Source organism: Mucilaginibacter sp. HD30 (genome assembly GCF_054061755.1).
Map to the genome: position 1 here is coordinate 1,375,562 of NZ_JBSSEO010000001.1, position 25,260 is coordinate 1,400,821.

At 40.9% G+C, this 25,260-nt stretch carries 28 protein-coding genes; 16 read left to right on the top strand and 12 right to left on the bottom strand.

Features of this window, described 5'->3' with window-relative positions; genetic code table 11:
- The first annotated feature begins 236 nt into the window (after positions 1-236).
- From argS to ACVW2L_RS06735, 3 genes are all read left to right on the top strand, one after another.
- Positions 237-2,000 carry an arginine--tRNA ligase gene (gene argS / locus ACVW2L_RS06725; protein ID WP_457127195.1) on the top strand — a complete coding sequence of 588 codons (1,764 nt, stop codon included), beginning with the start codon at positions 237-239 and terminating at the stop codon, positions 1,998-2,000.
- Positions 2,001-2,180: 180 nt separating this feature from the next.
- A complete protein-coding gene (locus ACVW2L_RS06730; protein ID WP_457127196.1) occupies positions 2,181-2,993 on the top strand; it encodes an SDR family oxidoreductase in 813 nt (270 codons plus the stop codon).
- 34 nt (positions 2,994-3,027) lie between these two features.
- The gene (locus ACVW2L_RS06735) at positions 3,028-3,771 is read left to right on the top strand and encodes a DUF481 domain-containing protein (protein ID WP_457127197.1); all 744 of its coding nucleotides are present in this window, start codon (positions 3,028-3,030) and stop codon (positions 3,769-3,771) included.
- A gap of 15 nt (positions 3,772-3,786) precedes the next feature.
- Here the strand turns inward: ACVW2L_RS06735 and ACVW2L_RS06740 are convergent, their stop codons facing one another.
- The 3 genes from ACVW2L_RS06740 to ACVW2L_RS06750 all read right to left on the bottom strand — a co-directional run bounded on the left by ACVW2L_RS06740 (position 3,787) and on the right by ACVW2L_RS06750 (position 7,078).
- Positions 3,787-4,488, bottom strand: coding sequence for a VIT1/CCC1 transporter family protein (locus ACVW2L_RS06740; protein ID WP_457127198.1), 702 nt, complete (start codon positions 4,486-4,488; stop codon positions 3,787-3,789).
- Between the two features lie 200 nt (positions 4,489-4,688).
- Positions 4,689-6,197, bottom strand: coding sequence for an OmpP1/FadL family transporter (locus ACVW2L_RS06745; protein WP_457127199.1), 1,509 nt, complete (start codon positions 6,195-6,197; stop codon positions 4,689-4,691).
- Between the two features lie 20 nt (positions 6,198-6,217).
- Positions 6,218-7,078 carry a hypothetical protein gene (locus tag ACVW2L_RS06750; protein ID WP_457127200.1) on the bottom strand — a complete coding sequence of 287 codons (861 nt, stop codon included), beginning with the start codon at positions 7,076-7,078 and terminating at the stop codon, positions 6,218-6,220.
- Between the two features lie 139 nt (positions 7,079-7,217).
- On the opposite strand from ACVW2L_RS06750, the gene proS reads away from it, so the two are divergent.
- From proS to ACVW2L_RS06780, 6 genes are read left to right on the top strand one after another with little or no spacing between them, the layout of a single operon-like run.
- On the top strand, positions 7,218-8,690 hold the full coding sequence (proS, locus tag ACVW2L_RS06755; protein ID WP_457127201.1) for a proline--tRNA ligase: 1,473 nt from the start codon (positions 7,218-7,220) through the stop codon (positions 8,688-8,690).
- Positions 8,691-8,732: 42 nt separating this feature from the next.
- Entirely contained in the window at positions 8,733-9,191 is a 459-nt protein-coding gene (locus ACVW2L_RS06760; RefSeq protein ID WP_457127202.1) for a hypothetical protein, read from the top strand.
- 28 nt (positions 9,192-9,219) lie between these two features.
- Positions 9,220-10,371: a cystathionine gamma-synthase gene (locus ACVW2L_RS06765; RefSeq protein WP_457127203.1), complete on the top strand. Its 1,152-nt coding sequence runs from the start codon at positions 9,220-9,222 to the stop codon at positions 10,369-10,371.
- 29 nt (positions 10,372-10,400) lie between these two features.
- Positions 10,401-10,799 carry a hypothetical protein gene (locus ACVW2L_RS06770; RefSeq protein WP_457127204.1) on the top strand — a complete coding sequence of 133 codons (399 nt, stop codon included), beginning with the start codon at positions 10,401-10,403 and terminating at the stop codon, positions 10,797-10,799.
- Positions 10,796-11,593, top strand: coding sequence for a TIGR02757 family protein (locus ACVW2L_RS06775; protein ID WP_457127205.1), 798 nt, complete (start codon positions 10,796-10,798; stop codon positions 11,591-11,593). Before ACVW2L_RS06770 ends, ACVW2L_RS06775 begins: the two co-directional genes overlap by 4 nt.
- Before the next feature lie 5 nt (positions 11,594-11,598).
- A complete protein-coding gene (locus tag ACVW2L_RS06780) occupies positions 11,599-11,952 on the top strand; it encodes a DUF5655 domain-containing protein (protein WP_457127206.1) in 354 nt (117 codons plus the stop codon).
- Between the two features lie 17 nt (positions 11,953-11,969).
- Here ACVW2L_RS06780 and ACVW2L_RS06785 read toward each other — a convergent pair whose 3' ends face one another.
- From ACVW2L_RS06785 to ACVW2L_RS06800, 4 genes are all read right to left on the bottom strand, one after another.
- On the bottom strand, positions 11,970-12,233 hold the full coding sequence (locus ACVW2L_RS06785; RefSeq protein ID WP_457127207.1) for a hypothetical protein: 264 nt from the start codon (positions 12,231-12,233) through the stop codon (positions 11,970-11,972).
- A 69-nt stretch (positions 12,234-12,302) separates the two neighbouring features.
- Positions 12,303-12,923, bottom strand: coding sequence for an acyltransferase (locus ACVW2L_RS06790; RefSeq protein WP_457127208.1), 621 nt, complete (start codon positions 12,921-12,923; stop codon positions 12,303-12,305).
- Between the two features lies 1 nt (position 12,924).
- Entirely contained in the window at positions 12,925-14,088 is a 1,164-nt protein-coding gene (locus tag ACVW2L_RS06795; RefSeq protein ID WP_457127209.1) for a glycosyltransferase family 2 protein, read from the bottom strand.
- Complete coding sequence (locus ACVW2L_RS06800; RefSeq protein WP_457127210.1) at positions 14,085-15,002, bottom strand: glycosyltransferase family 2 protein; 918 nt, start codon at positions 15,000-15,002, stop codon at positions 14,085-14,087. The genes ACVW2L_RS06795 and ACVW2L_RS06800 overlap by 4 nt, the downstream gene beginning before the upstream one ends.
- Positions 15,003-15,068: 66 nt before the next feature.
- On the opposite strand from ACVW2L_RS06800, the gene ACVW2L_RS06805 reads away from it, so the two are divergent.
- From ACVW2L_RS06805 to ACVW2L_RS06820, 4 genes are read left to right on the top strand one after another with little or no spacing between them, the layout of a single operon-like run.
- Positions 15,069-15,620: a hypothetical protein gene (locus ACVW2L_RS06805; protein WP_457127211.1), complete on the top strand. Its 552-nt coding sequence runs from the start codon at positions 15,069-15,071 to the stop codon at positions 15,618-15,620.
- Positions 15,613-16,749 carry a response regulator gene (locus ACVW2L_RS06810; RefSeq protein ID WP_457127212.1) on the top strand — a complete coding sequence of 379 codons (1,137 nt, stop codon included), beginning with the start codon at positions 15,613-15,615 and terminating at the stop codon, positions 16,747-16,749. The genes ACVW2L_RS06805 and ACVW2L_RS06810 overlap by 8 nt, the downstream gene beginning before the upstream one ends.
- Positions 16,750-16,751: 2 nt before the next feature.
- Positions 16,752-17,084, top strand: coding sequence for an STAS domain-containing protein (locus ACVW2L_RS06815; RefSeq protein ID WP_457127213.1), 333 nt, complete (start codon positions 16,752-16,754; stop codon positions 17,082-17,084).
- A gap of 5 nt (positions 17,085-17,089) precedes the next feature.
- Complete coding sequence (locus ACVW2L_RS06820; RefSeq protein WP_457127214.1) at positions 17,090-17,629, top strand: ATP-binding protein; 540 nt, start codon at positions 17,090-17,092, stop codon at positions 17,627-17,629.
- 19 nt (positions 17,630-17,648) lie between these two features.
- On the opposite strand, the gene ACVW2L_RS06825 is transcribed toward ACVW2L_RS06820, so the two are convergent.
- From ACVW2L_RS06825 to ACVW2L_RS06845, 5 genes are all read right to left on the bottom strand, one after another.
- A complete protein-coding gene (locus ACVW2L_RS06825) occupies positions 17,649-18,494 on the bottom strand; it encodes a beta-1,6-N-acetylglucosaminyltransferase (RefSeq protein ID WP_457127215.1) in 846 nt (281 codons plus the stop codon).
- Between the two features lie 129 nt (positions 18,495-18,623).
- A complete protein-coding gene (locus ACVW2L_RS06830) occupies positions 18,624-19,187 on the bottom strand; it encodes a hypothetical protein (RefSeq protein ID WP_457127216.1) in 564 nt (187 codons plus the stop codon).
- Positions 19,188-19,285: 98 nt separating this feature from the next.
- A complete protein-coding gene (locus ACVW2L_RS06835; RefSeq protein WP_457127217.1) occupies positions 19,286-20,452 on the bottom strand; it encodes an esterase in 1,167 nt (388 codons plus the stop codon).
- 100 nt (positions 20,453-20,552) lie between these two features.
- Entirely contained in the window at positions 20,553-21,620 is a 1,068-nt protein-coding gene (locus ACVW2L_RS06840; RefSeq protein WP_457127218.1) for a WG repeat-containing protein, read from the bottom strand.
- Between the two features lie 59 nt (positions 21,621-21,679).
- Positions 21,680-23,023 (bottom strand): lipopolysaccharide biosynthesis protein, encoded by a 1,344-nt coding sequence (locus ACVW2L_RS06845; protein ID WP_457127219.1) that lies wholly within the window; start codon positions 23,021-23,023, stop codon positions 21,680-21,682.
- A 78-nt stretch (positions 23,024-23,101) separates the two neighbouring features.
- Here ACVW2L_RS06845 and ACVW2L_RS06850 point away from each other — a divergent pair, with 78 nt between their 5' ends.
- From ACVW2L_RS06850 to ACVW2L_RS06860, 3 genes are read left to right on the top strand one after another with little or no spacing between them, the layout of a single operon-like run.
- Positions 23,102-23,905 carry a glycosyltransferase gene (locus tag ACVW2L_RS06850; RefSeq protein ID WP_457127220.1) on the top strand — a complete coding sequence of 268 codons (804 nt, stop codon included), beginning with the start codon at positions 23,102-23,104 and terminating at the stop codon, positions 23,903-23,905.
- 2 nt (positions 23,906-23,907) lie between these two features.
- A complete protein-coding gene (locus tag ACVW2L_RS06855) occupies positions 23,908-24,687 on the top strand; it encodes a glycosyltransferase (protein WP_457127221.1) in 780 nt (259 codons plus the stop codon).
- Positions 24,684-25,259 (top strand): gluconate 2-dehydrogenase subunit 3 family protein, encoded by a 576-nt coding sequence (locus tag ACVW2L_RS06860; RefSeq protein ID WP_457127222.1) that lies wholly within the window; start codon positions 24,684-24,686, stop codon positions 25,257-25,259. Before ACVW2L_RS06855 ends, ACVW2L_RS06860 begins: the two co-directional genes overlap by 4 nt.
- The last annotated feature ends 1 nt before the right edge of the window (position 25,260 follow it).

Here is a 25,260-nt window from a genome sequence, read left to right on the forward strand (position 1 = left end):
GTTTGTGTTTATGTAAGTAGAAAGACCGGAAGTCGGAAAGATTTTTATAAATCGAAATTCAGAAAGATAGTTAACCAAATGCCAGTGCATACCTTCTAATAACCAAAAAACCTTTCCGAGTTGCGGGCTAACTATTGTAAATATTTTAACTTACAGTCTTTCGGACTTTCGGTCTTTCCGCCTTCCGGACTATAAACCCTTCCGACTTCCCGACTAAATGACTAATTTTGCCTACGATGAATTTTATAATTGATGCTGCCATAAAAGCAGTAAAACATATCTACCAAGTTGATATTACACCTGCCGAAGTTAGTCTGCAGGAAACCCGCAAAGAGTTTGAGGGGCAGGTAACCATTGTGACATTTCCGTTCACTAAGTTTTCGCGAAAATCTCCGGAGCAGACAGGCACTGATATAGGCGAGTTTATTAAAGATGCGCTTACAGAGGTTTCTGCTTTTAATGTGATCAAAGGCTTTTTAAATATTTCTTTGTCGGATCAGTTTTGGATAGATCAATTATATAAAAACATCGCCACCAATGATTTTGCTGTTATTAAACCCAATGGCAAAAAGGTGATGGTAGAGTATTCATCGCCTAATACCAACAAACCGCTACACCTTGGCCATGTGCGTAATAACCTTTTGGGCTATTCGGTTGCAGAGATATTAAAGGCTGCCGGTTACGAGGTGATAAAAACCAATCTGGTTAACGATAGGGGCATACACATTTGCAAATCTATGTTAGCCTGGCAGCTGTTTGGTAATGGCGAAACGCCTGCATCGACAGGTATGAAAGGGGATCACCTTGTAGGTAAATATTATGTGATCTTTGATAAGGAATATAAAAAGGAAATAGAATTTTTAAAAGGCGAGGGGCAAACGGAAGAGGAAGCTAAAAAGCACGCCCCGCTGATAAAACAGGCGCAAACCATGCTGCAAAAGTGGGAGGCAGGCGACAGCGAGGTAATGGAACTTTGGAAAACCATGAACACCTGGGTATATGATGGGTTTGGTAAAACTTACAAAGCCTTGGGGGTTGATTTTAATAAATTCTATTATGAATCAAACACCTATCTGTTAGGTAAGGATATTGTTGAGGAAGGTTTGGAGAAAGGCGTTTTCTTTAAAAAGGAAGACGGCTCTGTTTGGATAGATCTGACTGGGGATGGCCTGGATGAAAAACTGGTGCGCCGTGCAGATGGCACCTCGGTATATATTACACAGGATCTGGGCACCGCACAGCTAAAATACGATGATTTTGGCATGGATGAATCTATCTATGTGGTAGGTAACGAGCAAGATTATCACTTTAAGGTATTGTTCCTCATCCTGCAAAAACTGCAAAAAAGCTGGGCAAAGGGCTTATTCCACTTGTCGTATGGCATGGTAGATCTGCCATCGGGAAAAATGAAATCGCGCGAGGGTACTGTAGTTGATGCTGATGATCTGATTGCCGAAATGGAATCAACAGCTAAAGAAGTAACCGAAGCCTTGGGCAAGGTGAATGATTTTACCGAGGAAGAAAAGCAGCAGCTATACCATACTATAGGCATGGGTGCGTTGAAGTACTTTCTGCTGAAAGTTGATCCTAAAAAACGCCTGTTATTTGACCCGAATGAGTCGGTTGATTTTCAAGGTCATACAGGTCCGTTTATACAATATACGCATGCACGTATTAAGTCGGTGTTAAACCGTGCAAGCATTGCCGGTGATGCATCAAAACCAACGGAACTGGCACCGGAAGAGCGCGACCTGATTGTACTTTTAAGCAAATTCCCGGAAACGATTGTGGATGCTGCAAGGGGACATAACCCTGGAATTGTTGGCAATTATGTATACGAAGTAGCCAAAGTATACAACAAATTCTACCACGAGCATTCTATTTTACAAGCTGAGGATGAGCTGGCTAAACAGTTTAGGCTGCAACTTTCTGCTGCTTCAGCGAAGGTTATAAGTAGGGGAATGGGTATGCTGGGTATTGCTGTGCCGGAACGGATGTAGTACTGGATACTGTCATTCTGAACGCAGTGAAGAATCTTATTCGCTTTTCTGTACCACGCGATCAAGATAGTTTGATAATATTCTTCGCTATCGCTTAGAAAGACAAATTATTTGATATTGCAAATTCTTTAAACATTCTGCTTAAAACGGTAGTTGTAAATAAAAACAACAGCTACCGCTATGGCAACCAAAATCCCTAAAAAGCAAAACAAACAACCGGGTATTGAGGCCCAAATGGACCCGCGCCCTGAATATATAAAGCCCAACTATAAAGCCGCTGGCAAACTTATGGGTAAGGTAGGCCTGATAACCGGTGGTGATAGCGGCATAGGCAGGGCGGTTACCATACATTTTGCGCGGGAAGGTGCTGATGTGGGTATAGTTTATTTGAATGAGGATATCGACGCGTTAGAAACTCAAAAAGAAGTAGAGCGCGTTGGCCGCAAATGCGTATTGATAAAGGGTGATGTTAAAAAGAGCGCATTCTGTGAAAAGGCTGTGCAACAAATGGTAAAAGAATTTGGCAAGCTCAATATTCTGGTTAACAACGCCGGTATGCAGATCCCCGAAGAGGAGCTTAATGAGATAAGCGACAAGCACATGGAAGAAACCTTCCGTACCAACATATTCGCCTATTTCTATTTTGCCGATGCAGCGCTTAAACACATGCAAGAAGGCGATTGCATCATCAATACTACCTCTGTTACCGCTTATCGGTCATCGCCTCACCTGATAGATTACTCATCAACAAAAGGAGCTATAACATCGTTTACGCGCTCACTGGCTACTAATCTCTCTAAAAAGAAGATAAGGGTAAACGCAGTTGCACCGGGACCTGTTTGGACACCGCTTATAGTATCTACATTTAAAAAAGAAGATATAGAAAAGTTCGGCACACAAACCGCCATGGAAAGAGCCGGACAGCCTTCTGAATTAGGGCCGGCCTATGTGTTTTTAGCTTCGATGATGCATCTTTTATCACCGGGCAGGTAATCCATGTAAACGGGGGTGAAGTAGTTAATGGTTGATGGCCTTAAGAAAAATAAAAATTATATTGCTTTTAGCGTTTTTAATGTATGTTGGCAAAGCCAGTGCACAATATAACGATAGTACGTTTTATCACGTAAGTTTTGCACCAACGGGTTCTATCAACAAGGCCAACGGAAACACCGCTTATTTACTGAATAACAACCTTAAGTTCAATATTCGCAGAAAAGACATCTCCCTCAATTTCACCAACACCTGGATATACGGGCGGCAAAACGCGGGATTAACCAATAACGATTATTCATCATTCGTTGATTTTAATTTGTACAAAGGGCCGCAACATTTTTACTTCTGGGGACTACTGAACTATAACACCAGTTATTCACTTAAAATCAACAGCCAATTACTGGCCGGCGCGGGGATAGCTTACAGTATTATAGACAGGCCAGACGCCTATTTTAATTTAAGCGACGGTGTATTGTATGATACCAGCGATTTGATGTTACCCGGCAATATTAAAGATGCTTATCATACTTACCGTAATTCGTTCCGGCTGGCCATGCGTTTTAATATAAGTAACCTGGTAACCTTTGAAAGCAGTAGTTTTTTACAAAACTCTTTCGATAGGCGATATGATTATATTGTCCGCACTAACAATACTTTGTCTTTTAAATTACGTAGCTGGTTAAGTATTAGTTCGTCACTAAGCTACAATCGGCAAAACCGCACAAGCAGCGAAAATTTACTGTTTACTTATGGGCTGAACCTGGAAAAATATTTTTAGGCCGAGCTTAACTTATCAAACCTTCACGCCGAAAATATAACCCACTAAACCGGATAGTCCCATGGCTAATGTCCCCCAAATGGTTATACGCGCAATTGCCTTCTTAATGCTTGAGCCCCCGGTTTTGGCTGCAACAGCTCCCAATATCATTAATGACACTATGGTAAATGCGTATAAATAATATTCCATTTGTTTTACAGGGCAAAACAAAACTGCCAGCAGGGGTAGCAGCCCACCCGCAGTAAATGATGCGCCCGATGCTAAAGCAGCCTGTATTGGGTTTGCCTGACTGATCTCGTTTATACCCAATTCATCTCGCATATGCGCACCCAGGGCATCGTGCGCTGTTAACTCAACAGCTACCAGTATAGCTGTTTCCTTTTTTAAGCCTCGTCGTTCATATATCTGTGCCAGCATCTTAAGTTCTTCTTCCGGCATTTCCTGTAACTCTAAAGCCTCGCGCTCAATGTCAGCTTTTTCCGTGTCGGTTTGCGAACTCACCGATACATATTCACCCGCAGCCATAGAAAGTGCTCCCGCTACCAGTCCGGCTACAGTGGCCAGAAGTATAGGTTCGCGGGTGCTACTTGCAGCTGCCACACCAATAGCCAAACTCGAAACAGATATAATACCATCATTAGCCCCTAAAACTGCGGCCCGCAGCCAATTGCTCCTGCTTATGTAATGACTGTCCAGATAGTTGTCTATGGTAAGCATATAATCAAATTATTTTTAGGCGTGTGTTTTTATATTTAAAACAATTAAGTCTCAAATCAAATATCGTATAATTTTTTTTGGCGAGAGCAAGTATGCAAGTACAAATTATAGATGCTGGACAACCATTTGCACTCTGTGTAGCAACAAAAAAAAGCCCTCCCGGTTACCGGAAGGGCTCGAAGTATCTAATCGCAATAACCTTAAAATCTCATCCCTAAGGTTAAAAATAAGTTATCATTAGTACGCGTAACATTAGCTGCGGGCGAAGCAGAACCCAATAAATATGGGTTAATAATTTGTGTGCCTGATACATGCTGATAAGCAGCATCAATATAATAGGTGCCAAAACGATAACCTAAACCGCCGGTTGCCATAGTGGTGTTTTTACCATCAGTTTTAAGCGGACTGCCCATTAGGCCATAACCCCCGCGAAGCATAAAGTTAGACACTACCTTTATTTCTGCACCACCGCGAATGTTTACAGCGCCCTTGTACGTATTTCTAATAACGGAGTTATCGTATGAGGGATCATAGCCATCGGTTTTGTTGATCCTGGTTGAGCTATAGTTCACGTATTCAATATCGCCGGTTATAAAACCTGCTTTACCTAAAAATACCGAAAGGCCGCCCGCCGCCTTAAACGGCGTACGCATGGTGTAACTTAAAGTATAATCAGGCGACATGCTCGAATATTTTGTATTGCTGCTTAACTGGGTGTTCAAACCTTCGCTAAAAGCGTCGTCTATGCTCATCCAGGTGGGGCTGGTAATTTGAGCGCCTAGTCTTACCATTTCATCTATTTTATAGATCAAACCAATTTTGGCATTTACGCCGGCGCCTTTTGTATTCTGGAATTGGCTATATGTAGAGTTATAGTTTCTGTTAACGTATAATGGTACAGTAGCGGTCCCCTCGTCAACACTAACTACGCCGGTCTCATTAAATACATTTGTTGAGTTATAATTCAGACTGGTAATGCCTAAGCCAAATCCCAGGTATAGTTTATTACTGTAGTTAGCGCCCAACGATAAATTGAATTCAGATTGTCCGCCTGTTCGCATAATGTTGTTAGCCTGAGTAACCGGAGTTGTCAGCTGATTGTTGCTGGTAGTATGCGGGTTATTTGATTTGTATACATCAGGATTGGTACTATACCTGTCAATAAGGTTGTGGTCATACGCATAACCCTGAACAAAGTCGCCCTGAATACCTGATGATGTTGCCAAACTTCCGTAGTAGTCATTTATAGTATTGGCTGAGTTTGTGCCGCCAAACGCTATTTTTTCGCCAAAATCATTAGTTCTGTTATAGCCAAGGCCAAAATTCATACTTAACCAGCCTTTGGTTTTATCTGTACCACGGGGCGAGTTTAATCTGCTATAAAAAACTGCCGCAACATTATTAAGGTTGCCGGAGTTTTTTGATTGCGTGGACGACTGCCCTAAATAAGTTGCATTATTCTTCGTGCCATTAAATTCAGGTGTAATACTGGCTTCAGACCGTGTGAAGAAGCCCAGGCCGGCGGGGTTGCCACCAACCGAAGTCAGGTCTCCGCCTACAGAAACATTTGCACCACCTAAGGCTTTAACACGCGAGGTTGTCCCTGTTTGTGCCGTTGAAAATCGCACAGCATCTTTGGCATATTGTGCAAAGCTGCTTTTGCCTATAGCTGTTAAAGCTACCAGACATATTATATGTTTTATTCTCATAGTTTATAGCTGATAAAAGTTTATGGTCTAACCGGACGACCGCCGCCACCACCGCCGCCAGAGTTTCCTCCGCCACCGCCGCCACCAGAATTTGAACTTGGAGCAGGTGGTGGGCTATATGATGGCCTAACTTGTTGCACTTCAGGACGGGACGTAATGCCGTCGCGCGTTCTTGTGTCACGCACAGCGCGCGTTTGTCCGCCAACAGTACTAATACTTTGTGTACTTAAATCGCCTGGTCTGCGGCCCGGCATTGTTTGGTACACGGTTGTTCTGCCCGGCGTAGTTGAAGTAGCAGCCGTGCCACCGGCATAAACCGGACGTGGGTTTTGCCTTTGCCCATAACCGCCAACTAAAAAGCCGCCACCGCCGTACCCATAACCTAAACCGCCATAACCATAGCCGTAGCCTAAGCCATATCCGTAACCCAAGCCATACCCATACCCATAGAAAGACGCATAATATGGATCGTAAAAATAGGGTGAGTACATTCCGCTGTAGAAGAAAGGATCATAACCATATCCCATGCCGTAATTAAAGCCTAAACCCATGTTCCAGCCACCGCCCCAACCAAAGCGGTTGTAGGGTGAATAGCCGTAGTAAAAGTTATTATAGGAAAACGGAGAATAGTAATTAAAACGGTTTATCCTCGACGAATAATCTCCGTAATAATAATAGTCGTCATTGTCATAGCCGTTGTTGTAACCATTATTAGCCTGATAGTTATCGTCGGCGTAAACAATCTGGTCACCGGCTTTTGCCCGGGTAAAGTATACATCATCGTCGTCAACGCCTGGCGTAGAAGCTAATTTCTGGCTTGTTGAGCAGGCACTCAACGCAATAGCACAGAAAGCTATTAGATATTTTATGTTGCGCTGCATAGTTTTTGGTATTGATAGTTTTGTAAGATTAGACAGATAAAAAGGCTTAAGGTTTAATTAACATAGGCTAATAACGTATAAATTTATAAATTTGGATGCGAAACTATAAAAATAAACAGTCACATTTCTATCACAAAGTATGAGCAAAGGGGTTATAAGTAAAGATGAAGATTACTCGCAATGGTATAACGACCTGGTAATTAAGGCCGATATGGCCGAATATTCGCCCGTAAGGGGCTGCATGATCATTAAACCGTATGGCTATTCTATATGGGAAAAGATGCAAGGAGTACTGGATAAAATGTTTAAAGATACCGGCCATAGTAATGCTTATTTTCCGTTACTGATACCAAAATCTTTTTTTTCAAAAGAAGCAAGCCACGTAGAAGGTTTTGCAAAGGAATGTGCAGTTGTTACTCACTATCGCTTAAAAAATGATGGCGAAGGCAATATTATTGTTGATGAGGATGCAAAACTGGAGGAAGAACTCATCATCCGCCCAACATCTGAAACCATTATTTGGAACACCTACCGTGGCTGGATACAATCTTACCGCGATTTACCTATTTTGGTTAACCAGTGGGCCAACGTAATGCGCTGGGAAATGCGCACCCGTTTGTTTTTACGTACCAGCGAATTTTTATGGCAGGAGGGGCATACCGCCCACGCTACCGCCGATGAAGCTATTGCCGAAACCGAGCAGATGCTGAATGTTTATGCTGATTTTGTAGAAAACTGGCTGGCACTACCCGTTGTTAAGGGACGTAAAACACCTAATGAGCGCTTTGCAGGCGCTTTAGATACTTATTGTATTGAGGCGTTAATGCAGGATGGCAAAGCTTTGCAAGCCGGAACATCGCACTTTTTAGGGCAGAATTTTGCCAAAGCTTTTGATGTGAAGTTCACCAACAGGGAAAATAAACTTGATTATGTTTGGGCGACTTCTTGGGGTGTATCAACCCGTTTGATAGGCGCCTTAATTATGGCGCACTCTGATGATGCAGGTTTAGTATTACCACCAAAATTGGCGCCTATACAAGTTGTAATTGTGCCGATATACAAGCATGAAGAAGAATTAGACAACATTACTGCTTATGTAAATGAACTCACTAAGGAGTTGAAAACTAAAGACATATCCGTTAAGTTTGATAAGCGCGATACGCATCGCCCGGGTGCTAAGTTTGCAGAATATGAGTTAAAAGGCGTTCCGTTGCGCGTTGCTATTGGCAGCAGGGATATGCAGAACGGCACCGTTGAGTTAGCGCGCCGTGATACAAAAACGAAAGAGACCGTAAATCAGGATGGCTTGGGAGCCAAGATCGAAGCCCTGTTAGAAGAGATTCAGCAAAACATCTATCAAAAAGCAGCTAATTTCCGTGCAGAGAGTACAACCGAAGTAGATAGTTACGAAGAGTTTAAACGCCTGTTAGATGAAAAACCAGGCTTCCTTTCTGCCCATTGGGACGGCACGCCAGAAACTGAACAACGCATAAAAGACGAAACCAAAGCCACCATACGTTGTATACCTTTAGATAATAAGCAGGAAGAGGGAAAGTGTATTTTAACGGGGAACCCGAGTACGCAACGTGTCTTATTCGCTCGGGCATACTGATTTGAGATGCATCTGGTCCAATCTAATTATTTTATAATTTGTTTGAATTTCAATTTTAACAAACTATATATAATATGGATATCAGACGAGGAAGACAGTGTGGTTGTTAATGAATTTGGTAAAATATTAGCATTCGACAATAACGAAGTATTGCATAATTATTTAATGAACAATACAATAGCTATAAATAAGGATGTTACGACTTACGAAATTGATAAATTGCAGCAATGGGTACTAACGCCAACCAATAAATTTGATAAGGAGCAGTTTTTGAATTTTTGGAACTTATGTACAGATACTTCAGTTGGAGTGAAAAAGCCATTTATTGGCGATATAAAAACTGAAGAAACAAATACATTATACGATAAATTATTTGATGCAGCGGGACCCTTTATTGCAGAAGATCCAAATCCTGTCTTCAGTGAAACCGAGATATTAAAATTAAGAGATATAATGCGGAACGGATTGGCGCTTTTACTTGATAATTTGGTTATTAAGTAATCAACCAATTGATTTAATCAACCAAAAAATGAAATTCGCAACAAAAGCCATACACGCCGGGCAAGAGCCCGATCCAACAACCGGCGCGGTAATGACGCCGATATACCAGACGTCAACTTATTGGCAAAAATCGCCAGGCGATCATCAGGGATATGAATACTCACGTGGGACTAATCCAACGCGTAAAGCACTTGAAAACTGTTTGGCTGCTTTAGAAAACGCTAAATTTGGTTTGGCTTTTTCGAGCGGTATGGGTGCTACAGATGCTGTTATGAAGTTGTTGCAACCCGGCGATGAAGTTATTACCGGCGACGACCTGTATGGCGGTTCTTATCGCATCTTTACCAAGGTGTTCGCCAACTACGGTATCAAATTTCATTTCCTGGACCTGTCCAATCCTGACATCATCCGGCAATATGCTAATGAGAAAACCAAGCTTATCTGGATAGAAACACCTACCAATCCCACTATGCAGATAGTGGATATTGCGGCGGTGACCAAGATAGGCAAGGAAAAAGGCTTGCTGACTGTGGTTGATAACACTTTCGCTTCGCCATATCTGCAAAATCCTATCGATCTGCGTGCTGATATTGTAATGCACTCGGTAACCAAATATATCGGCGGCCACAGCGATGTGGTAATGGGCGCTTTAATGATGAGCGATGAGGATCTTTACAAGCGCCTGTTCTTCATTTACAACGCCTGCGGCGCGACACCGGGACCAATGGATAGCTTTTTAGTGCTACGTGGCATTAAAACGCTGCACTTACGTATGAAAGCACACTGCGAGAATGGCAGGAAGATAGCCGAGTTTTTAAAGACACACCCAAGGGTAGATAAAATTTACTGGCCCGGCTTTACAGATCACCCTAATCACGGAGTGGCTAAAAAGCAAATGCGCGATTTTGGCGGCATGATCTCAATTACCATAAAAGGCGCAGACCTTCAGGAAACTTTTAAAGTTGCATCGTCATTTAAAGTGTTCACATTAGCTGAGTCTTTGGGTGGTGTTGAGTCTTTGATCAATCACCCTGTTACCATGACACATGCATCCATACCTAAGTATGCGCGCGAAAAAGTGGGCGTGGTAGATAACCTGCTGCGTTTAAGCGTAGGGGTAGAGGATGTGGATGACTTACTGGATGATTTGAAGCAAGCCTTAAGCTCCCCAACCTTTTAAAGGAGAGGGTTTACATTTAGCATTATAAAATGAATACAAGAATCATAATGGTTTCCAGCGCGGTATTGCTGGGCATAATTGGTGTTGGGTTAACCTTTTTTCCGCAAGAGATATTAACTTATTTAAACATAAGTGCATCAAAACCCCTGCTGTTAATTTTACAGTTATTGGGCGGTTTATATTTCGGCTTTGCTATGCTTAACTGGATGTCGCAATGGTCGCTTATTGGGGGTATTTATAACAAGCCGGTATCGGTGGCAAATTTTGCTCAGTTTTTTATAGGCGGGATGGCATTAATGAAAGATGTAACCACCAACCCTGAACTGCCGGGCGCGTTTTCGGCAGTAACAATAATCTATGTCATTTATGCCGCGATATTTGGCTGGCTGTTTTATAGTCAGCCTAAAAGTAAAGACTCGGAGAAATGATTGATCTCAAATCATTTCTTGATTTAAAAGTTGCCCAGTACAACCGCCCAGATTTTATCAAGAATGACCCTGTAAGCATTCCGCATCTTTTCAACAAAAAGCAGGATATTGAGATAATGGGCTTCTGGGCAGCAACGCTGGCCTGGGGGCAGCGTGTAACCATCATTAATAAATGCAAAGAACTTATTGCCTTAATGGATGGCGCGCCCTATGATTTCATCATTAATCATGAAGAACCCGACCTTAAAAAGCTGCTGCATTTTAAGCACCGTACCTTTAATGATATTGATACGCTTTACTTCATAGCTTTTTTCAGGCATCATTATGAAAGGTTTGACTCGTTGGAAGAGGCGTTCTTACCGAGCGGCACTGACAATCCAACCGTCGAAAACTCATTAAATCACTTTCGTAGCTACTTCTTTTTTTTGGAAGACGCTCCTCATCGTACTAAAAAACATGTTTCGTCGCCGTCGCAAAAATCTACTTGTAAACGGTTGAATATGTTTTTACGGTGGATGGTACGGAAAGACAATAATGGTGTTGATTTTGGGATATGGACTAAAATTAAACCGGCGGACCTTATAATGCCTTGCGATCTTCATGTTGACCGCGTCGCGCGAAATCTTAAACTCATAGTCCGTAAACAAACAGATTGGCAAACGGCGGTTGAATTAACAGAAAAACTACGTGAGTTTGATCCGCTTGATCCGGTTAAATATGATTTTGCCTTATTTGGTTTGGGGATAGAGGAGCGCTGGGGATTAAATGTGATTATTCCTAAATTGGAATTTTGATCTATATGGAACACCCGCAAATCTTCCAATTTCTTACAGGCAAATCTGCTTACACGCTAGGGTTGTATCACCACTTTTTAAATGAGTTTGAAAAGATAGGGGAGATTAGCGTAGAAGCGACCAAAACTATGATCGGCATATCTAACGGACATAAGCGCATAGCCTGGATAACGCAATTAGGCAAGAATTTTATACATGTGGTGTTCCCAATGCGCGAACCGTACCATGATAACCTCTGTTTCCAAAAGGTTGCACAGGTACCAGGCAGCAACCAGTTCAATCATCATTTAAGAATATTGAACATGGATGATGTTAACGAGGAAGTTTTGGGTTTTATGCGGATAGCGTACCAACTGTAACCATCCGCATAAAACAATTAAATGCCCAACATGGCTTGTCCCTCGTCCAGGCGTACGAGTTTACCGTTCTCAAAATAAAAATATTGGTAACGTTTCCTTTTCTCGTCCTGAAGGCTTATCTGTACTTTATAAACGGTGTGGTCTGCTGTTTGCTCGCTCACTTGCGCGGTCCATTTGTGTTTTGACTTAAATTCAGTTTCGGACATGCCGATTGTATAAGAAGGAAGTTTGCAGGCTGCTAACGCTAATATAAGCGAAAGACTAACGACTAATTTTTTCATTTGTAAGTGGTTTATGTACTATTTTGACATAAAATCGCATTCCGGGTTTAGCATGGATTAAAATTTTTATCAGCTTTTAACCGATACCCATTCCTTTAAATCCTCATCAAAGCGCTTAATAACCTTAGCCGGATTGCCTGCTGCAACCGAGTAGGGAGGTATGCTTTTGGTAACAACTGCGCCACCCGCTATTACGCTGTGTTTACCTATGGTAACGCCAGCGGTAAGTACGGCATTGGCAGCTATCCAACAATCATCTTCAACAGTGATGGTAGATACAACTGTTTTTTGGTCTTTTATGGGGATGCTTACATCTCGATATTCATGGTTCAATCCGCTGGCTACTATATTCTGCGCAAAAATTACATTATTACCTATATTTACCGGGCCAATGATAACGTTGCTCATCCCTATTAATGTGCCGTTGCCTATAAAAACGTCGCCTACGCCGTTATTAATGGTGCAAAAATCTTCAATGGTAGCGTTATCGCCCAAACTGAATTGGTTAAAAGGTAATACGTCCATGCGGGTATAGCGGCGTATTTTTGATCCCTTACCGCGATGGTGTATAAATGGATTAACAAATAACTTTACCCAAAAACGCGGTCGCGCTTCGCCGGGCGCAATAAGCATCCAGTGGACGAATTTTTTTAACGCCGGGTTTCCTTTTATTTTCTCTTTAAGCGACATGTTATTTTCTTTTTGCCTTATCCCAAACGGCGCTTTGTTTTCCGGCCAGGTAACGGAATATACCCATTATCACCGCATAATTCATCATACAGAAATAGTAGGGAATAAAAAATATTTTAACCTTTACCTGCCTTGCCTCCAGCATCCACCCGAATAAGGACATGCCGTAAAAAGCAACCTGTCCGGCCAAAAATAGCTGGTAAATAGCACCACCATAAGTGTGCACAATGGCAATGTTAAGGGCCACCAGCAAGATCATCAGGAAAGGCACCACCGTCCACCGCAAAACCCGGTGACTGATGTACTGAAACGACAATACCGGCAATGGGAATGGGTTGAACAAGCTTTTTAGCCAGATGATAGATTGCAAACCACCCGCCGCAATGCGTATTTTACGTTTTAGCTCCTCCTTAACATCTTCTGATGCTGTTTCCATTGCGTATGCCTCAGGCTCGTATATAATGCGGTAACCCTTTTTTGCAATCAGCATAGAGATCATAAAATCATCAATAATTGCTGTTGGCGGTACATGTTCATATAGATCAGTACGCACGCTGAACAGCTCGCCTGCGGCGCCAACAACAGAGTATAATTCAGAATCCCAGATCTTTAATTTTGATTCGTATTTCCAGTAAAAGCCTTCGCCTGCCGTTGCGTCGGATTTTTCTGTTATCAGCACCCGCTTTTCACCGGCTACAGCGCCCACTTTTGCATCGGCATAGTGGCGACAGATATTGACTATAGCATCTTTATTTAAAAAAGTGTTGGCATCGGTAAACACCATTACATCTGTAGTAACAGTATCAATAGCGCGATGAACAGCCGCCATTTTGCCTTTACGCTCTGCTGAATGCATGTGGATGACGCCTGGATATTTACTTACAATATCAGCTGTGCCATCACTTGAACCATCTGTTATAAATATAAGTTTCAACCTGCCTTCCGGATAATTTAGCTCAAGGCTGTTCTTTATTTTCTCGGCAATACAAATTTCCTCATTATATGCCGCTACTATTAAAGTACAAGTAGGCAGGTTATTTGCAATGGGTGGGGTAGGTTTACCTTTAATGGCGCGCTTTATTTTAATTATAAAATAAAGCAATATGCCGTAACCTATAAAAGCATAAAAAATTATAAAAAAGCTTATCCAGAAGAGTGCGATCATATAGCAATAGGGTAACCTAATTTTGTACTGTCTTTACTTTGGGTAATGTTCCACCAAATGGCTTTCAATAACCAACCAGTAAAATAATTATGGTTTATCTTGTTGTATTTAAATATGTTACGAGGTGCAACTAAAGCAGCAAAGTATATATAAAAAAACCAGCGCGCCAGTAACGGAGCATTTCTGCGTATAAATAAAATGCGGTTACGGTTCATAAAATACTCTTTAAGCGCACTCACTTTACCTACTGATACCGACTCTTTATGATAGATAAGCGCAGCAGGCTGCAGCCAAACTTCATACCCGGCACGTTTAATACGATCGCACCAATCCAGTTCTTCATAGTATAAAAAAAAGTTATCGGCCATTAAACCTGCCTTATCAATACATTCTTTCTTTACCATCATCGCGGCGCCGTGCGCATAACCCGTTCTGCCGGTTAAATGGTCATATTGCCCACTATCCGTTTCAAACTGACCAATACTTTCATTACGGGCCGTGTAGTAGTTCATATCAGTAAAGCCCATGTATTGCAGCATCTCGGGCTGGTCAAAGTATCTTATCTTTGGTGACACCATCCCTATACGTGAATTTGACGTGAGCGTTTCAACTAATGTTTGCACCAGGCCAGGCGTAAATTCAGTATCGTTATTCACCAAAAAAAAATAATCTCCTTTAGCGGCTTTTATGCCAAGGTTATTGCCACCTGCAAAACCTAAATTCCTGTCTGAGCGTATAAAAACAATGTCAGGGTATTTTAAGGTCCATTCGGGCACACTATTTATTTTGCTGCCATTGTCAACAACGATAATTTCAATGGCTGGATAAGTATTGGTTTGACTGATAGACGATAGCAGTTCTTCGGTGACGTAACTTTGATTAAAATTAACCGTAATGATGGAAACCAATTTCATTATATAGATATTGTGGCTTATACGAATACCGCTTCTGCTATGTTTTGTTGAAATTATTAATTAAAATTGAGAATCAAAGCAAATAATATAAAAGCGGAACAGGTAGCTGATACAGAAATTGAATCGGCAGTTGAGCAAAAGCTCGATGAGGTTGCGGCGTTGCTGGCCGGCCATCAGTTGGATAATGAAACACTGAAGCATTTTCAGCAAAAATTTGACAGCGCCCTGCAAAGCTGCGTAAAGGATGAGGATGCTATTGCCGCCTTCAATGTAATAGATGAGAAAGAGAATGCTTCGCGCGAAGAACTACTTGATGAATTTGCCCTGCTGTTACTATCAAACAAAGTAGATAGCAAAGTAGCCGGAAAATACCTGAAAGCTAAAAGAATAAATAGTTTTGTACTTATCATGATCTCGTTGGCGATGGTGACATTAGGTCTGTCAATGATAATTATAGAGGCCCCGCCGTATTTTGAAATGTTCACCATTTATTATTTTACTGAAAATGACGGTATAACATTGATGGATGTAATTGCGTGCATTATTATCCTTACGGGCATTTATATACTGATACGCACCTTATACCAGGAACCTTTATCAACCAAAAAGAATGAGTAACAGGGCCCATAAAATATTGCTGGTTGATGATGACGCGCTTTTTTTAAAGTTGATGGTCCAGGTTTTTAAAAAATCGGGCTTTGAGTGCGATACGGCCCTGTCTGCCGAAAATGCTATAGCGATATTGGACAAAGCAAACCCACCCGATATAATCTTGTCTGATTATAACATGGGAGGCATGAACGGTTTGGAGTTCAGAAGATATCTGATGGAAGATGGGGTTTTTAAAAATATTCCATTTTTATTTTTGACTTATTTTTCAGATCGCGATCTGATGATACAAGGGCTTGACCTGCAGGCCATTGATTACGTTATAAAAAATACACCTGTAAACGTAATTGTATCAAAAGTAAACAACATACTTTTTGCTGTTGATAAGCAACGCGAACTTTCAGAACTCGAAATAAAAAAGGCAGCTACATCGCTCAACATCAAATCAATCCCCGCTAACGTTCCATTGGTAAATGGCTTTAGCATAGACTTTTGGCACAAAGCCTTTGATGATATACCGGGAGGGGATTTTGTTGATTTTATACACGTTAATGACCGCTACACATTTGTGGTTCTGGGAGATGTAATGGGTAAAAAGTGGATGGCATGGTTCTTCACTTTCGGTTTTTTGAGTTATATACGCTCCGCTGTGCGTTTCGCGGCATTTAATGGGGAATATTCAACAGCAAAAATATTGAGGCAGGTTAATGATGTTATTTGTTTTGACGAGGTACTAAAGGACATCCTATCAAGCTTATCATTGATATTGATAGATAGCGAGAGCGCAACTATAACCTATTCGGGCGCAGGTGACCTGCCGCTGCTGCATTATAAACGGGCAGAACACCAATTTAAACACGTCAGTTCTTCGGGTTTATTACTCGGTCTGTTTGCAGATGGAAGTTATAGCGAGCAGCAACTAACGCTGCAAGCTAATGATGGATTGTTTATATTTACTGATGGAATGATAGACTTTGCTGACGGTACCGGAAAAAAAAGCGACTATAACCTTTTTTCCTCGCGTTTGTTAGATATGTTAAAAACCTGCAGTTCATTTACCGACATGAAAATGGAATTTGAGCATAATTTGCAGGGGCAGGTAGATGATCAAAGCATAATATGCATTTACAAATTTTAGCTATGATAGATATATATAGAGAAGACCCCGGCAGCCTTTTGCTTAACCTACAAATTCAGGATGCTAATATGGGACATGCAGATGCCTTTAAAGCCGCCCTTATCAATCTTTTTGATACGCATCAAAACAAACGCCTTATAATAAATATGGAAGATGTAGAGTATATTGACAGCTCTTTTTTAGGTGCTTTGGTATCGGCCCTTAAGCATGTTATATCTTTCAAATCGGATATAATTTTGGTGGGTATGCGCAAGGATATTGTTAATTTGTTTGCGCTGATAAGATTAGACAAGGTTTTTAAGATATATGATAACTTTAACGATGCTCTTGCTTAATAGCTATGTCAGGTAAAATGTTTCGTCAGTTTGTATTACCTAATACGCGCGAAACGATGATCGGGTCGTTAATGGAAATACGTGGGTTTATCAATGAGTTTTTACCTGCTCATGCCGTTAACGCAGATTTAAGCTTTAAGATGGAAATGGTAATGACCGAGTTGCTTACCAACGCCCTTAAACATGTCACAGACGCAGAAACCTGCATTCGCATTTATCTGGACGACAATTATCTGACCATTGAAAAAACAGATTTCGGTTCTCAATTTAACCCACAGAATTTTGCTGATATTTTTAAGCAGGAGCCAGGCTACAAAATATTATTAACACATGACGATCTTAACAGCGTTTATGCTGTTTTGGAGATGAATGACACCGTGCGTTTTATTTGCGAGCAAAAGAAAAGCAAAACCGGGATTGATATCAACACCATTGGCGAACACTTTGGCATGATCATTATATCCAGAGCTGCCGAAGCATTTACTTATCATTATGATACCGCATCAGGACTCAACAGATTTAATGTGCGCATGTGTTTAAGTTAGTGGCAGGCTAATATTTATACTACTTATCCATTTGCTGGTCTATAACATCTAAAACAGATTCATCTTTCGTTATATCAAACTTACGGGCAAAAAATTGTCCTGATTTCCTTAACGCTGCTACATCTTCAATGGTTAACGTTTTGGGGCTAACCCCGCCGGCGGACCAATCAATATACCGCAGATCATTTTTTACCATCGCCTCTCTATAAGGCGAGTTGTATAAGATGGTTTGGAAAATAAACTCGTCAGGCCCCCAGGTAAGTTTTATAAAATGGCGCAGTTTGGGGGTGTTGTTCCAATACTCAAATATGTACTTTACACACTCCATTGGAATGGTGAACCATTGCGATCTGCCGACCGGGATCATATTATTTGGCATAGTGCGCTGCCCGAATAACTTATTAACAAGTTCCTGCAAAATAAAGTGCCCCGGCAGCCTGAAATTATTAAAATGGTAAAAACGAACCCTGGGTAATCCGTCCGGCCATTCTGTTTCAAACAACAGGTAATTCATGAAGGCTTTCCCGGGGTTAGCGTTCAAAAAATCATGTAGTTCCTGTTGTGGCCTTAATGGATAATCTTGTCCGCTTAATAAATTGAGGTATTGATAGTTTTTACCTGAATTTAAAATCTCTTTAAAACTGTTAAATGTTGCCTTTACAATATTGTAAGTGCCCCAATAAACTTTAATACGGTTTTGTATAAAATAGACATTTTTAACGCTTGCCAAATGCTGAAAAGGAGCGACATCAGTTTTTTTATCCAGATGGATATAAACGTCGGCATCATCATGCTGCAGCCTGCGCACAAGGCGTTCCAATTGCAGCGGTTGGCTATGAGCCAGTATCAAATGTGCCAGTTTCATATATCACAGATAATTTATTACGGGCTATTAAATATGCTAACATAGCTTCTATTTTCCGTAACGCAATATAATTATAACATTTTAATGAAGTAAAGATTTGAGGTTTTGAAATTTTTTAAGCAGATAAAATCAATTACACAAAACCTTCTTAGCCTCTTCAGGCTTCGACGTCATTAAAAGTCGATACGGTTTTGATAACTGACCAAATTCGCATCGTTTGCATTGAACCTCATCTTTGTTTTTCAAATACTTAAAAACTTTATCGTCAGTTATATAAGATCGGTACTCATTAGTTTTAATGCAACCCTCGCAGGCCGGACCGCCTTCAACAAACTCATAAAGAAATATCAGTTTACCCTCATCAAAATAATATTCTTCAACGGCATGCGCATCGCCAACCCAGCCAAAATCAACAGCTATTTTAACAGGGACATTTTTTTCGTAGTAATAGGTAACTTTTGTTTTTTCATCGCATATAAACTCAATATGCTTTGTGGATAGGGCAGAGGTGTTGATGTGATTAACCCGCTGTTTAACAAACACCAAAGGTGTTGAAGTTTTGTGTATGGGCGGCGCTACAACAGTGTCTTTAACCACAACAGCGGTGTTAGGCTTATTATAATTTTTTCCTTGCTTATCGCCGTTGTTGCAAGCCACAAACAAAGCCAGTAAGGGAAGGAGAAGCTTTTTCATGAATTATTCGTTGCAATAATCCCTCCAAAAAATGCACGGTTATAATAGGGAAGGGTAACAAAAAAGGTTGCCAAAAAATTGGCAACCTTTTTATCAGCTTATTTAAAAAGCCTTTGAGCTACAGTACTTAGGTATAGTTTACAGTTCATCCATGTATGCCCACCATCAGAAATAAAAGTTTCATATTTAATCTTCTTTTGATCCAACACCGGTAAATAGTCATTTTTAATGGTGCCGTAAGTTGGATCCTCGGTTCCAACGCCAATCCAAAATAGCTTAATTTGCTTGTTAGTTTTTTCTGGGTTTTCAAACGCAACCGCGTTGTTACGATCAATTTCGTTTTTTAGCATGCCCGGTGCAAAACCTACTACATAGCTAAATTTATCCTGATTGTTTAAACCAAAATAAAGTGAGGTGCCACCCCCGCCAGAGAAGCCTGCTATAGCGCGGCTATCCTTATCATTCTTGGTTCTGTAATTCTTTTCAATAAACGGCATCAGGTTACCAAAAAAGTCTTTTTTAAACTCCTGCAGGTTAGGCCAGTCGCGCAGGCTACCGGTTTTGGTTATAGTAGGATAGGCGCGACCATAAGGCATAACAATTATCATTTCCAAGGCTTTACCTTCGCTTATCAGGTTATCCAATATAAAATTAGCTCTTCCAACTTTTGTCCATGTTTCTTCTGTATCTGATGAACCGTGCAGCAAATAAAGAACCGGGTATTTTTTTGAAGAATTACGCTCGTAACCCGGTGGCGTATAAACCAAAACCTGGCGGGTACCCAATTCTGGCGAGTTATAATAGCGATAAGCTACAACGCCATGTGGCACATTACGTATGGAATGAACCAAAGCAGTACTGCCCGGCACTTCCAGTACGCTGTTCTGAAAACCCTCGTTTGGAAAAATGACAGAATTTACCGGGTCTGCAACCTGTATGCCGTCAACAACAAACGCGTAGGGGTACATATCAGGCTTTACCGGCCCAAAGGTAACTTCCCAAACCCCCTTTTCGTTCTTCTTCATTTGCTGTGGGGTCTTGGTCATTTGCGTGGCAACCTTAACATCATTGGCCTTTGGGGCATTGAATCTAAGCGTAACCATATTGTCTTTGCTTATCTCGTTTGATATGAACAAGGTTTGCGCTCCGCCCATAGCCTGTGCCAAAGCACTAAAAGAAGCGCCTAAACAGAGCACTGTAATAATAGCCGATTTGGCGAAACGCACTGCGTATGCGCCAGCATCAGTTTTAATGGTGTGTTTCATTACGTTTTAATTGGTTAGGATTAAGCTTTAAATATCAGCATAATATTCTCTTTACGCAAACGATGTAAATTGAGTAAATGTAAACGGTAGCTTATAATTATTAAAACGAAACACCGATTAATTTATAACCGGTTTTACTACGTAAAAACTCAAAACTCTCTTGTACAGCATTATCTTTCCCTGTAACAATTACCTCCATCACTGGATAGAGCCAGTCTTTAGACATGCCACAGTTATCAAAATATTCTTCGAATTCATTTCCGCCATAGATGTATGGGTTTAATCCTTCATTATAAACATCAAAGTTTGTGGTAACTTTAAGCCTTGAAAGTTTCGATTTCAGCAAATTAAAACTACTTTTCAAAAATTTTTCCTTGGGCAATGCCTGCCGGTCAGCATCGCGCTCTACTTGAATTGTAGAGTGGCTATTTGCGAGCAAATTCTTTAATGTAATATTGTTTAACAGTGTGTTTTTAAGCCATGCTTTAAATTCCTTTTCAAAGCTTATAAATGAGTAATACTTAGTTTTGTCAGCCTTGAAGTTCTTTCTTACAGTACTGGGGTTGGGTTCCTCCGAAACGATCACAGAATAAAAATCAATGTCAGCATCATAAGGGAAATTTCTTATAATCACTTTGTTAGTGGTATTTATTAATATTTCTTTACCGCCCTCCCAGGGGTCAAAATGCTCCTCATTAGGGTCTTTAGGATATACGCGCTTCGCACCTGTTAAAGCCATTATCAAGCCGTTCCTAACTGGTGATAGGTAATTATAAATAGCTGGAATGGCTATATCACCATTTGCGTTGAACATTCCCATCTTAAGACTTTTGTAATCTATAAAACGTATAAATCCCTCGCACTCACAATCAGGAAAACTATCAAAATAATAAAGACTATCACGCCCAACTATACGGCCGTTTTTGGTTAAGTAATAGTTTGCATCTTTCGGTTTTTTAAATTCAGAAACCGCAATTATATTATCAAATTTTTCGGCTGCGCCGTAAGTAGTAAATTTAGGGGGAATTTTTATTTGGCCTTGCTTATCTTTAAAGCCAACCAAAGTGGTGTCTTTATTATAAAATGCAACCCATGTGTCTTTCTTTTGCGTGCAAGCGCTTAGGCAAATGCATATAACGATAAGCAGGATAAGATTGGCTTCTCTCATTGCAAAAAATTGAAGCATGCTTGTGATATGCTCTACCTTGTAAAGGTTAGGTAAGCAATTTAAACATTTGCAGCTTTCTTGTTTAAATGCCCGCGCACAAACACCATCACCTCATCAAACCCGGTTTTAAATATGCTCCAGTAGCCAAATTTGCTATATTTATTTAGCGCCCAGTAACCTATTATTGTACCGGTTAAAATAGGGAAAACCGTGGCAAAGGCAATACCGTAAACGTTGCCGGTTATATATATGCCCAAAAAATCTGTAGCGATATTTACCGCTACCATTACTAACACTTTATAAAAATTGATTTTGGGCTGGTGTATAACGTCAAGTGTTAAGGCGAAAAACCTGTCGGGCGGGAAAATGATAGCAAAACTTAAAAACAGCCGAAATACATTAGCCGCTTCTGTACCTAAATACTTGCCGCCGCCAATTATGTAAATAGGTAAATCTGCCAGTGCAATACCAATAGCTACTATAGGTATTAAAACCACTGCCAGCATACCGGCATATCGTTTCATGGTGTGTATCACCAACTCGCGGTTGCCCTGGTTGTAAGCAGCCGATAGCTCTGGCATGCCCGTAGCGGCAAAACTGCGTAAAGGTATCTCTACCAGTTGCATAAGTGTTTGACCGAGGTTGTAAATAGCCAATGCCGAGGCCCCGAGCATGTAATTGATGATCTGGTTATCAGAAAAGCTGAACATGTTTGAGCTTAATGATGACCCTACCGAAAACTTTCCGAAATGATACATCTCTAATATGCCCTTACGTGTGCGTTGCTTTATGCTGCCTATGCGCGACCAACCCTTTATCAGTACAAAAATTGTGGTTAAGCCGCTTGATACCAAATATGAAGTTAAAACATTGGCAACGCTTGCCTTACCTGTTAAAAATAATGCAGTAATAAAAATTATGTAGCTACCCTGGTTACACAGGCGAATGTATAATAGCCGGTCAAATTTTTGCTCGCCCTGTACCACGCATGTTGCCATAAACCAGGGTAATGATATTATGTAATACAAGCCCGAAAACTGTAGGAAAAGCCTAAAGCCCTCGTCTTTTATCAGGTGTAAAAAAGGGTATGAGCATATACTTACAATTGCCAATATACCCGAAATAACAGCTCCCACAAACCAGGCTGAACCGGCAACTTCTGCGCTGCGCTCTTCGCTTGAGCCGGCAAAAAACTTAATAAATGCCGTTGTTAAAAATCCGGAACGGAAGGTATCAACAAACAAAAGGTTGGAGAGAAAAAACACCCAGGTACCGGCTTGCGTTAAAGAGAGCGCGCGGTATATAAGCATCATGGTGACCAAACCCAGGCCAGACATAATGATATTTCCGGCTAAGGATAAAAAATGTTTATTACGGATAAGATTGAAAACTTTTTTGAACATCTTTTCGTAAACTTACGCTAAAACAAGGATAATGAAATTTATCCTGTTAAACGGCAATTAAAAACATTTTGTTCGCGCATGAGCCAGGATAAAACCTATTTTGAAGGCGTTACTTTATTGGTCACCCATTACAACCGCAGTAAATCACTGGAGCGCCTGTTAAATGCTTTTACAGCGCTTAGTATTGCGTTTGAGGATATTGTGGTATCTGATGACGGAAGCAAGTCCGAAAATTTGGACAGGCTAAAAGTTCTTGAAAAAGAGCTGGGTTTCAGGCTGATCACTACGCCTAAAAATGCGGGTTTAGGTAACAACATAAATAAGGGGCAGGATGCAGTAAAAACGCCTTACACCCTTTATGTTCAGGAGGATTTTGAACCCAAACCGGCATTTTCTGAACATTTTGCGGATGCACTTAATTTTATGAAAGCCGACCCAGGCTTAGACGTTTCACGTTTTTATGCTTACTTCAAGTATCCATACACAAAACCTTATGGTAAAGGATTTTCCGAGATGAAGTTCAGCATTTCTCCGCTGGCAAATAATCACCTTAAATTTTATGTGTACAGCGACCATCCGCATTTGCGCAGAAGTACCTTCTTTGAAAAGTTCGGCCGTTATCCCGAAGGTATAAAAGGCGACCTCACTGAATTCGGCATGGCAGTATCTTTTATTCAAAACAAAGGCAGAGGCATAATACGCGATGATTTTAACGATATGTTCTGGCAAAAAAACTCATCGGACGAACCAAGCACCATGAGTCGGGCCAATTGGCGGGAGAGCAGAAATCCCCTCGCCTTAGCTTTACGCACTGGATATTTACAATACAGATTATTAAAAAACACTTACCAGGTATTGTTTACTAAACCGGTTAAAAAATAATTATGTCGGCTTCTAAGTTCAGTTCAATTACCTTATTGGTTACACACTATAACCGCAGCCAGTCGTTGGAGCGCTTATTAAAAGCCTTTGAGACTCAAGACATAGGCTTTGGCGATATTGTGGTGTCTGATGACGGGAGCAAACCAGAATATCTTGATTATCTTAAATCTATCACTGACAAATACAAATTCCGTTTAATTACAACCCCTAAAAATGCCGGATTAGGCAATAACATAAATAAAGGGCAGGATGCGGTAAACACCCCTTACACGCTATACGTTCAGGAAGATTTTGACCCTTTTCCCGGTTATAAAAAGCATTTAGCAGATGCTTTAGCCATTATGGAAGAGCGCAAAGACGTAGATTTAGTTAGGTTTTATGCCTATTTTAAATACCCCTATCTAAGGCCTTACAAAAATGGCTTTTCTGAAATGATCTTTAAAATATGGTATCCAGGCTACCGCAAGTTCCACGTATATAGTGATCATCCACATTTGCGTAGAAGTAATTTTTTAGAAAAATTCGGCCGTTATCCTGAAGGTATAAAAGGTGATAAAACGGAGTTCACCATGGCTATGTCCTTTAATAAGAATAAAGGTAAGGCAATGATCTATGACGATCCAAAGGGTCTGTTTGATCAGCTGAACTCTGAAGATGAGCCCAGTACCATGACGCGGAGCGATCTGCGCCAGAGTGACAACTTTGTAATAAGTTTTGCCAGGGCAATATACAGAAATGTAAAACACACGTTTGATTACCTTACTTTTAAGACGGGCAAATGAACAGGAAGACGGCCATAAAAAGTATTGTAGCCATAGTTACATTGGGTGGGGCATCGGGGGCTTTATATAAGTTTTTAACACCGGGAGAAGCTATTCCATTAAGCGAACTCCCTCAAAAAAGAGCACTCATTGCTGAACTTGCCGAAACAATTATTCCGCGCACCAATACGCCCGGCGCAAAAGATGCACAGGTGGAGAACTATATCATAAAAATGATAACCGAGAATACGGATGCTAAAATGCAGCGCTCTTTTTTAGCGGGGATCACCGCAGTTGACCATTATGCTGTGGATGAATATAAAAAACCGTTTATTGATTGTACTATTGCTCAAAAGAATGAGGTTCTAAAGCATTTTGAAAATAAGGCGACCTACTCAGTGGGTATATTAAACAAAGTGAATAGGAAACTTTTTGGTGCTCCGTTCTTTTTGCATCTGCGCGATCTTACGGTAGAAGGGTACTGCACATCTTTGGCAGGAGCCACGCAGGGTATGGCTTATGATTATGTACCTGTTACTTTTGAAGCCTGCATCCCGTTACAAAAAAACCAGCTGGCCTGGGCAACTAAATAAA

Coding starts and splice junctions, on each gene's coding strand:
- argS (WP_457127195.1), top strand. CDS start 237: ATGAATTTTATAATTGATGCTGCCATAAAAGCAGTAAAACATATCTAC.
- ACVW2L_RS06730 (WP_457127196.1), top strand. CDS start 2,181: ATGGCAACCAAAATCCCTAAAAAGCAAAACAAACAACCGGGTATTGAG.
- ACVW2L_RS06735 (WP_457127197.1), top strand. CDS start 3,028: ATGGCCTTAAGAAAAATAAAAATTATATTGCTTTTAGCGTTTTTAATG.
- ACVW2L_RS06740 (WP_457127198.1), bottom strand. CDS start 4,488: ATGCTTACCATAGACAACTATCTGGACAGTCATTACATAAGCAGGAGC.
- ACVW2L_RS06745 (WP_457127199.1), bottom strand. CDS start 6,197: ATGAGAATAAAACATATAATATGTCTGGTAGCTTTAACAGCTATAGGC.
- ACVW2L_RS06750 (WP_457127200.1), bottom strand. CDS start 7,078: ATGCAGCGCAACATAAAATATCTAATAGCTTTCTGTGCTATTGCGTTG.
- proS (WP_457127201.1), top strand. CDS start 7,218: ATGAGCAAAGGGGTTATAAGTAAAGATGAAGATTACTCGCAATGGTAT.
- ACVW2L_RS06765 (WP_457127203.1), top strand. CDS start 9,220: ATGAAATTCGCAACAAAAGCCATACACGCCGGGCAAGAGCCCGATCCA.
- ACVW2L_RS06770 (WP_457127204.1), top strand. CDS start 10,401: ATGAATACAAGAATCATAATGGTTTCCAGCGCGGTATTGCTGGGCATA.
- ACVW2L_RS06775 (WP_457127205.1), top strand. CDS start 10,796: ATGATTGATCTCAAATCATTTCTTGATTTAAAAGTTGCCCAGTACAAC.
- ACVW2L_RS06780 (WP_457127206.1), top strand. CDS start 11,599: ATGGAACACCCGCAAATCTTCCAATTTCTTACAGGCAAATCTGCTTAC.
- ACVW2L_RS06785 (WP_457127207.1), bottom strand. CDS start 12,233: ATGAAAAAATTAGTCGTTAGTCTTTCGCTTATATTAGCGTTAGCAGCC.
- ACVW2L_RS06790 (WP_457127208.1), bottom strand. CDS start 12,923: ATGTCGCTTAAAGAGAAAATAAAAGGAAACCCGGCGTTAAAAAAATTC.
- ACVW2L_RS06795 (WP_457127209.1), bottom strand. CDS start 14,088: ATGATCGCACTCTTCTGGATAAGCTTTTTTATAATTTTTTATGCTTTT.
- ACVW2L_RS06800 (WP_457127210.1), bottom strand. CDS start 15,002: ATGAAATTGGTTTCCATCATTACGGTTAATTTTAATCAAAGTTACGTC.
- ACVW2L_RS06810 (WP_457127212.1), top strand. CDS start 15,613: ATGAGTAACAGGGCCCATAAAATATTGCTGGTTGATGATGACGCGCTT.
- ACVW2L_RS06815 (WP_457127213.1), top strand. CDS start 16,752: ATGATAGATATATATAGAGAAGACCCCGGCAGCCTTTTGCTTAACCTA.
- ACVW2L_RS06820 (WP_457127214.1), top strand. CDS start 17,090: ATGTCAGGTAAAATGTTTCGTCAGTTTGTATTACCTAATACGCGCGAA.
- ACVW2L_RS06825 (WP_457127215.1), bottom strand. CDS start 18,494: ATGAAACTGGCACATTTGATACTGGCTCATAGCCAACCGCTGCAATTG.
- ACVW2L_RS06830 (WP_457127216.1), bottom strand. CDS start 19,187: ATGAAAAAGCTTCTCCTTCCCTTACTGGCTTTGTTTGTGGCTTGCAAC.
- ACVW2L_RS06835 (WP_457127217.1), bottom strand. CDS start 20,452: ATGAAACACACCATTAAAACTGATGCTGGCGCATACGCAGTGCGTTTC.
- ACVW2L_RS06840 (WP_457127218.1), bottom strand. CDS start 21,620: ATGAGAGAAGCCAATCTTATCCTGCTTATCGTTATATGCATTTGCCTA.
- ACVW2L_RS06845 (WP_457127219.1), bottom strand. CDS start 23,023: ATGTTCAAAAAAGTTTTCAATCTTATCCGTAATAAACATTTTTTATCC.
- ACVW2L_RS06850 (WP_457127220.1), top strand. CDS start 23,102: ATGAGCCAGGATAAAACCTATTTTGAAGGCGTTACTTTATTGGTCACC.
- ACVW2L_RS06855 (WP_457127221.1), top strand. CDS start 23,908: ATGTCGGCTTCTAAGTTCAGTTCAATTACCTTATTGGTTACACACTAT.
- ACVW2L_RS06860 (WP_457127222.1), top strand. CDS start 24,684: ATGAACAGGAAGACGGCCATAAAAAGTATTGTAGCCATAGTTACATTG.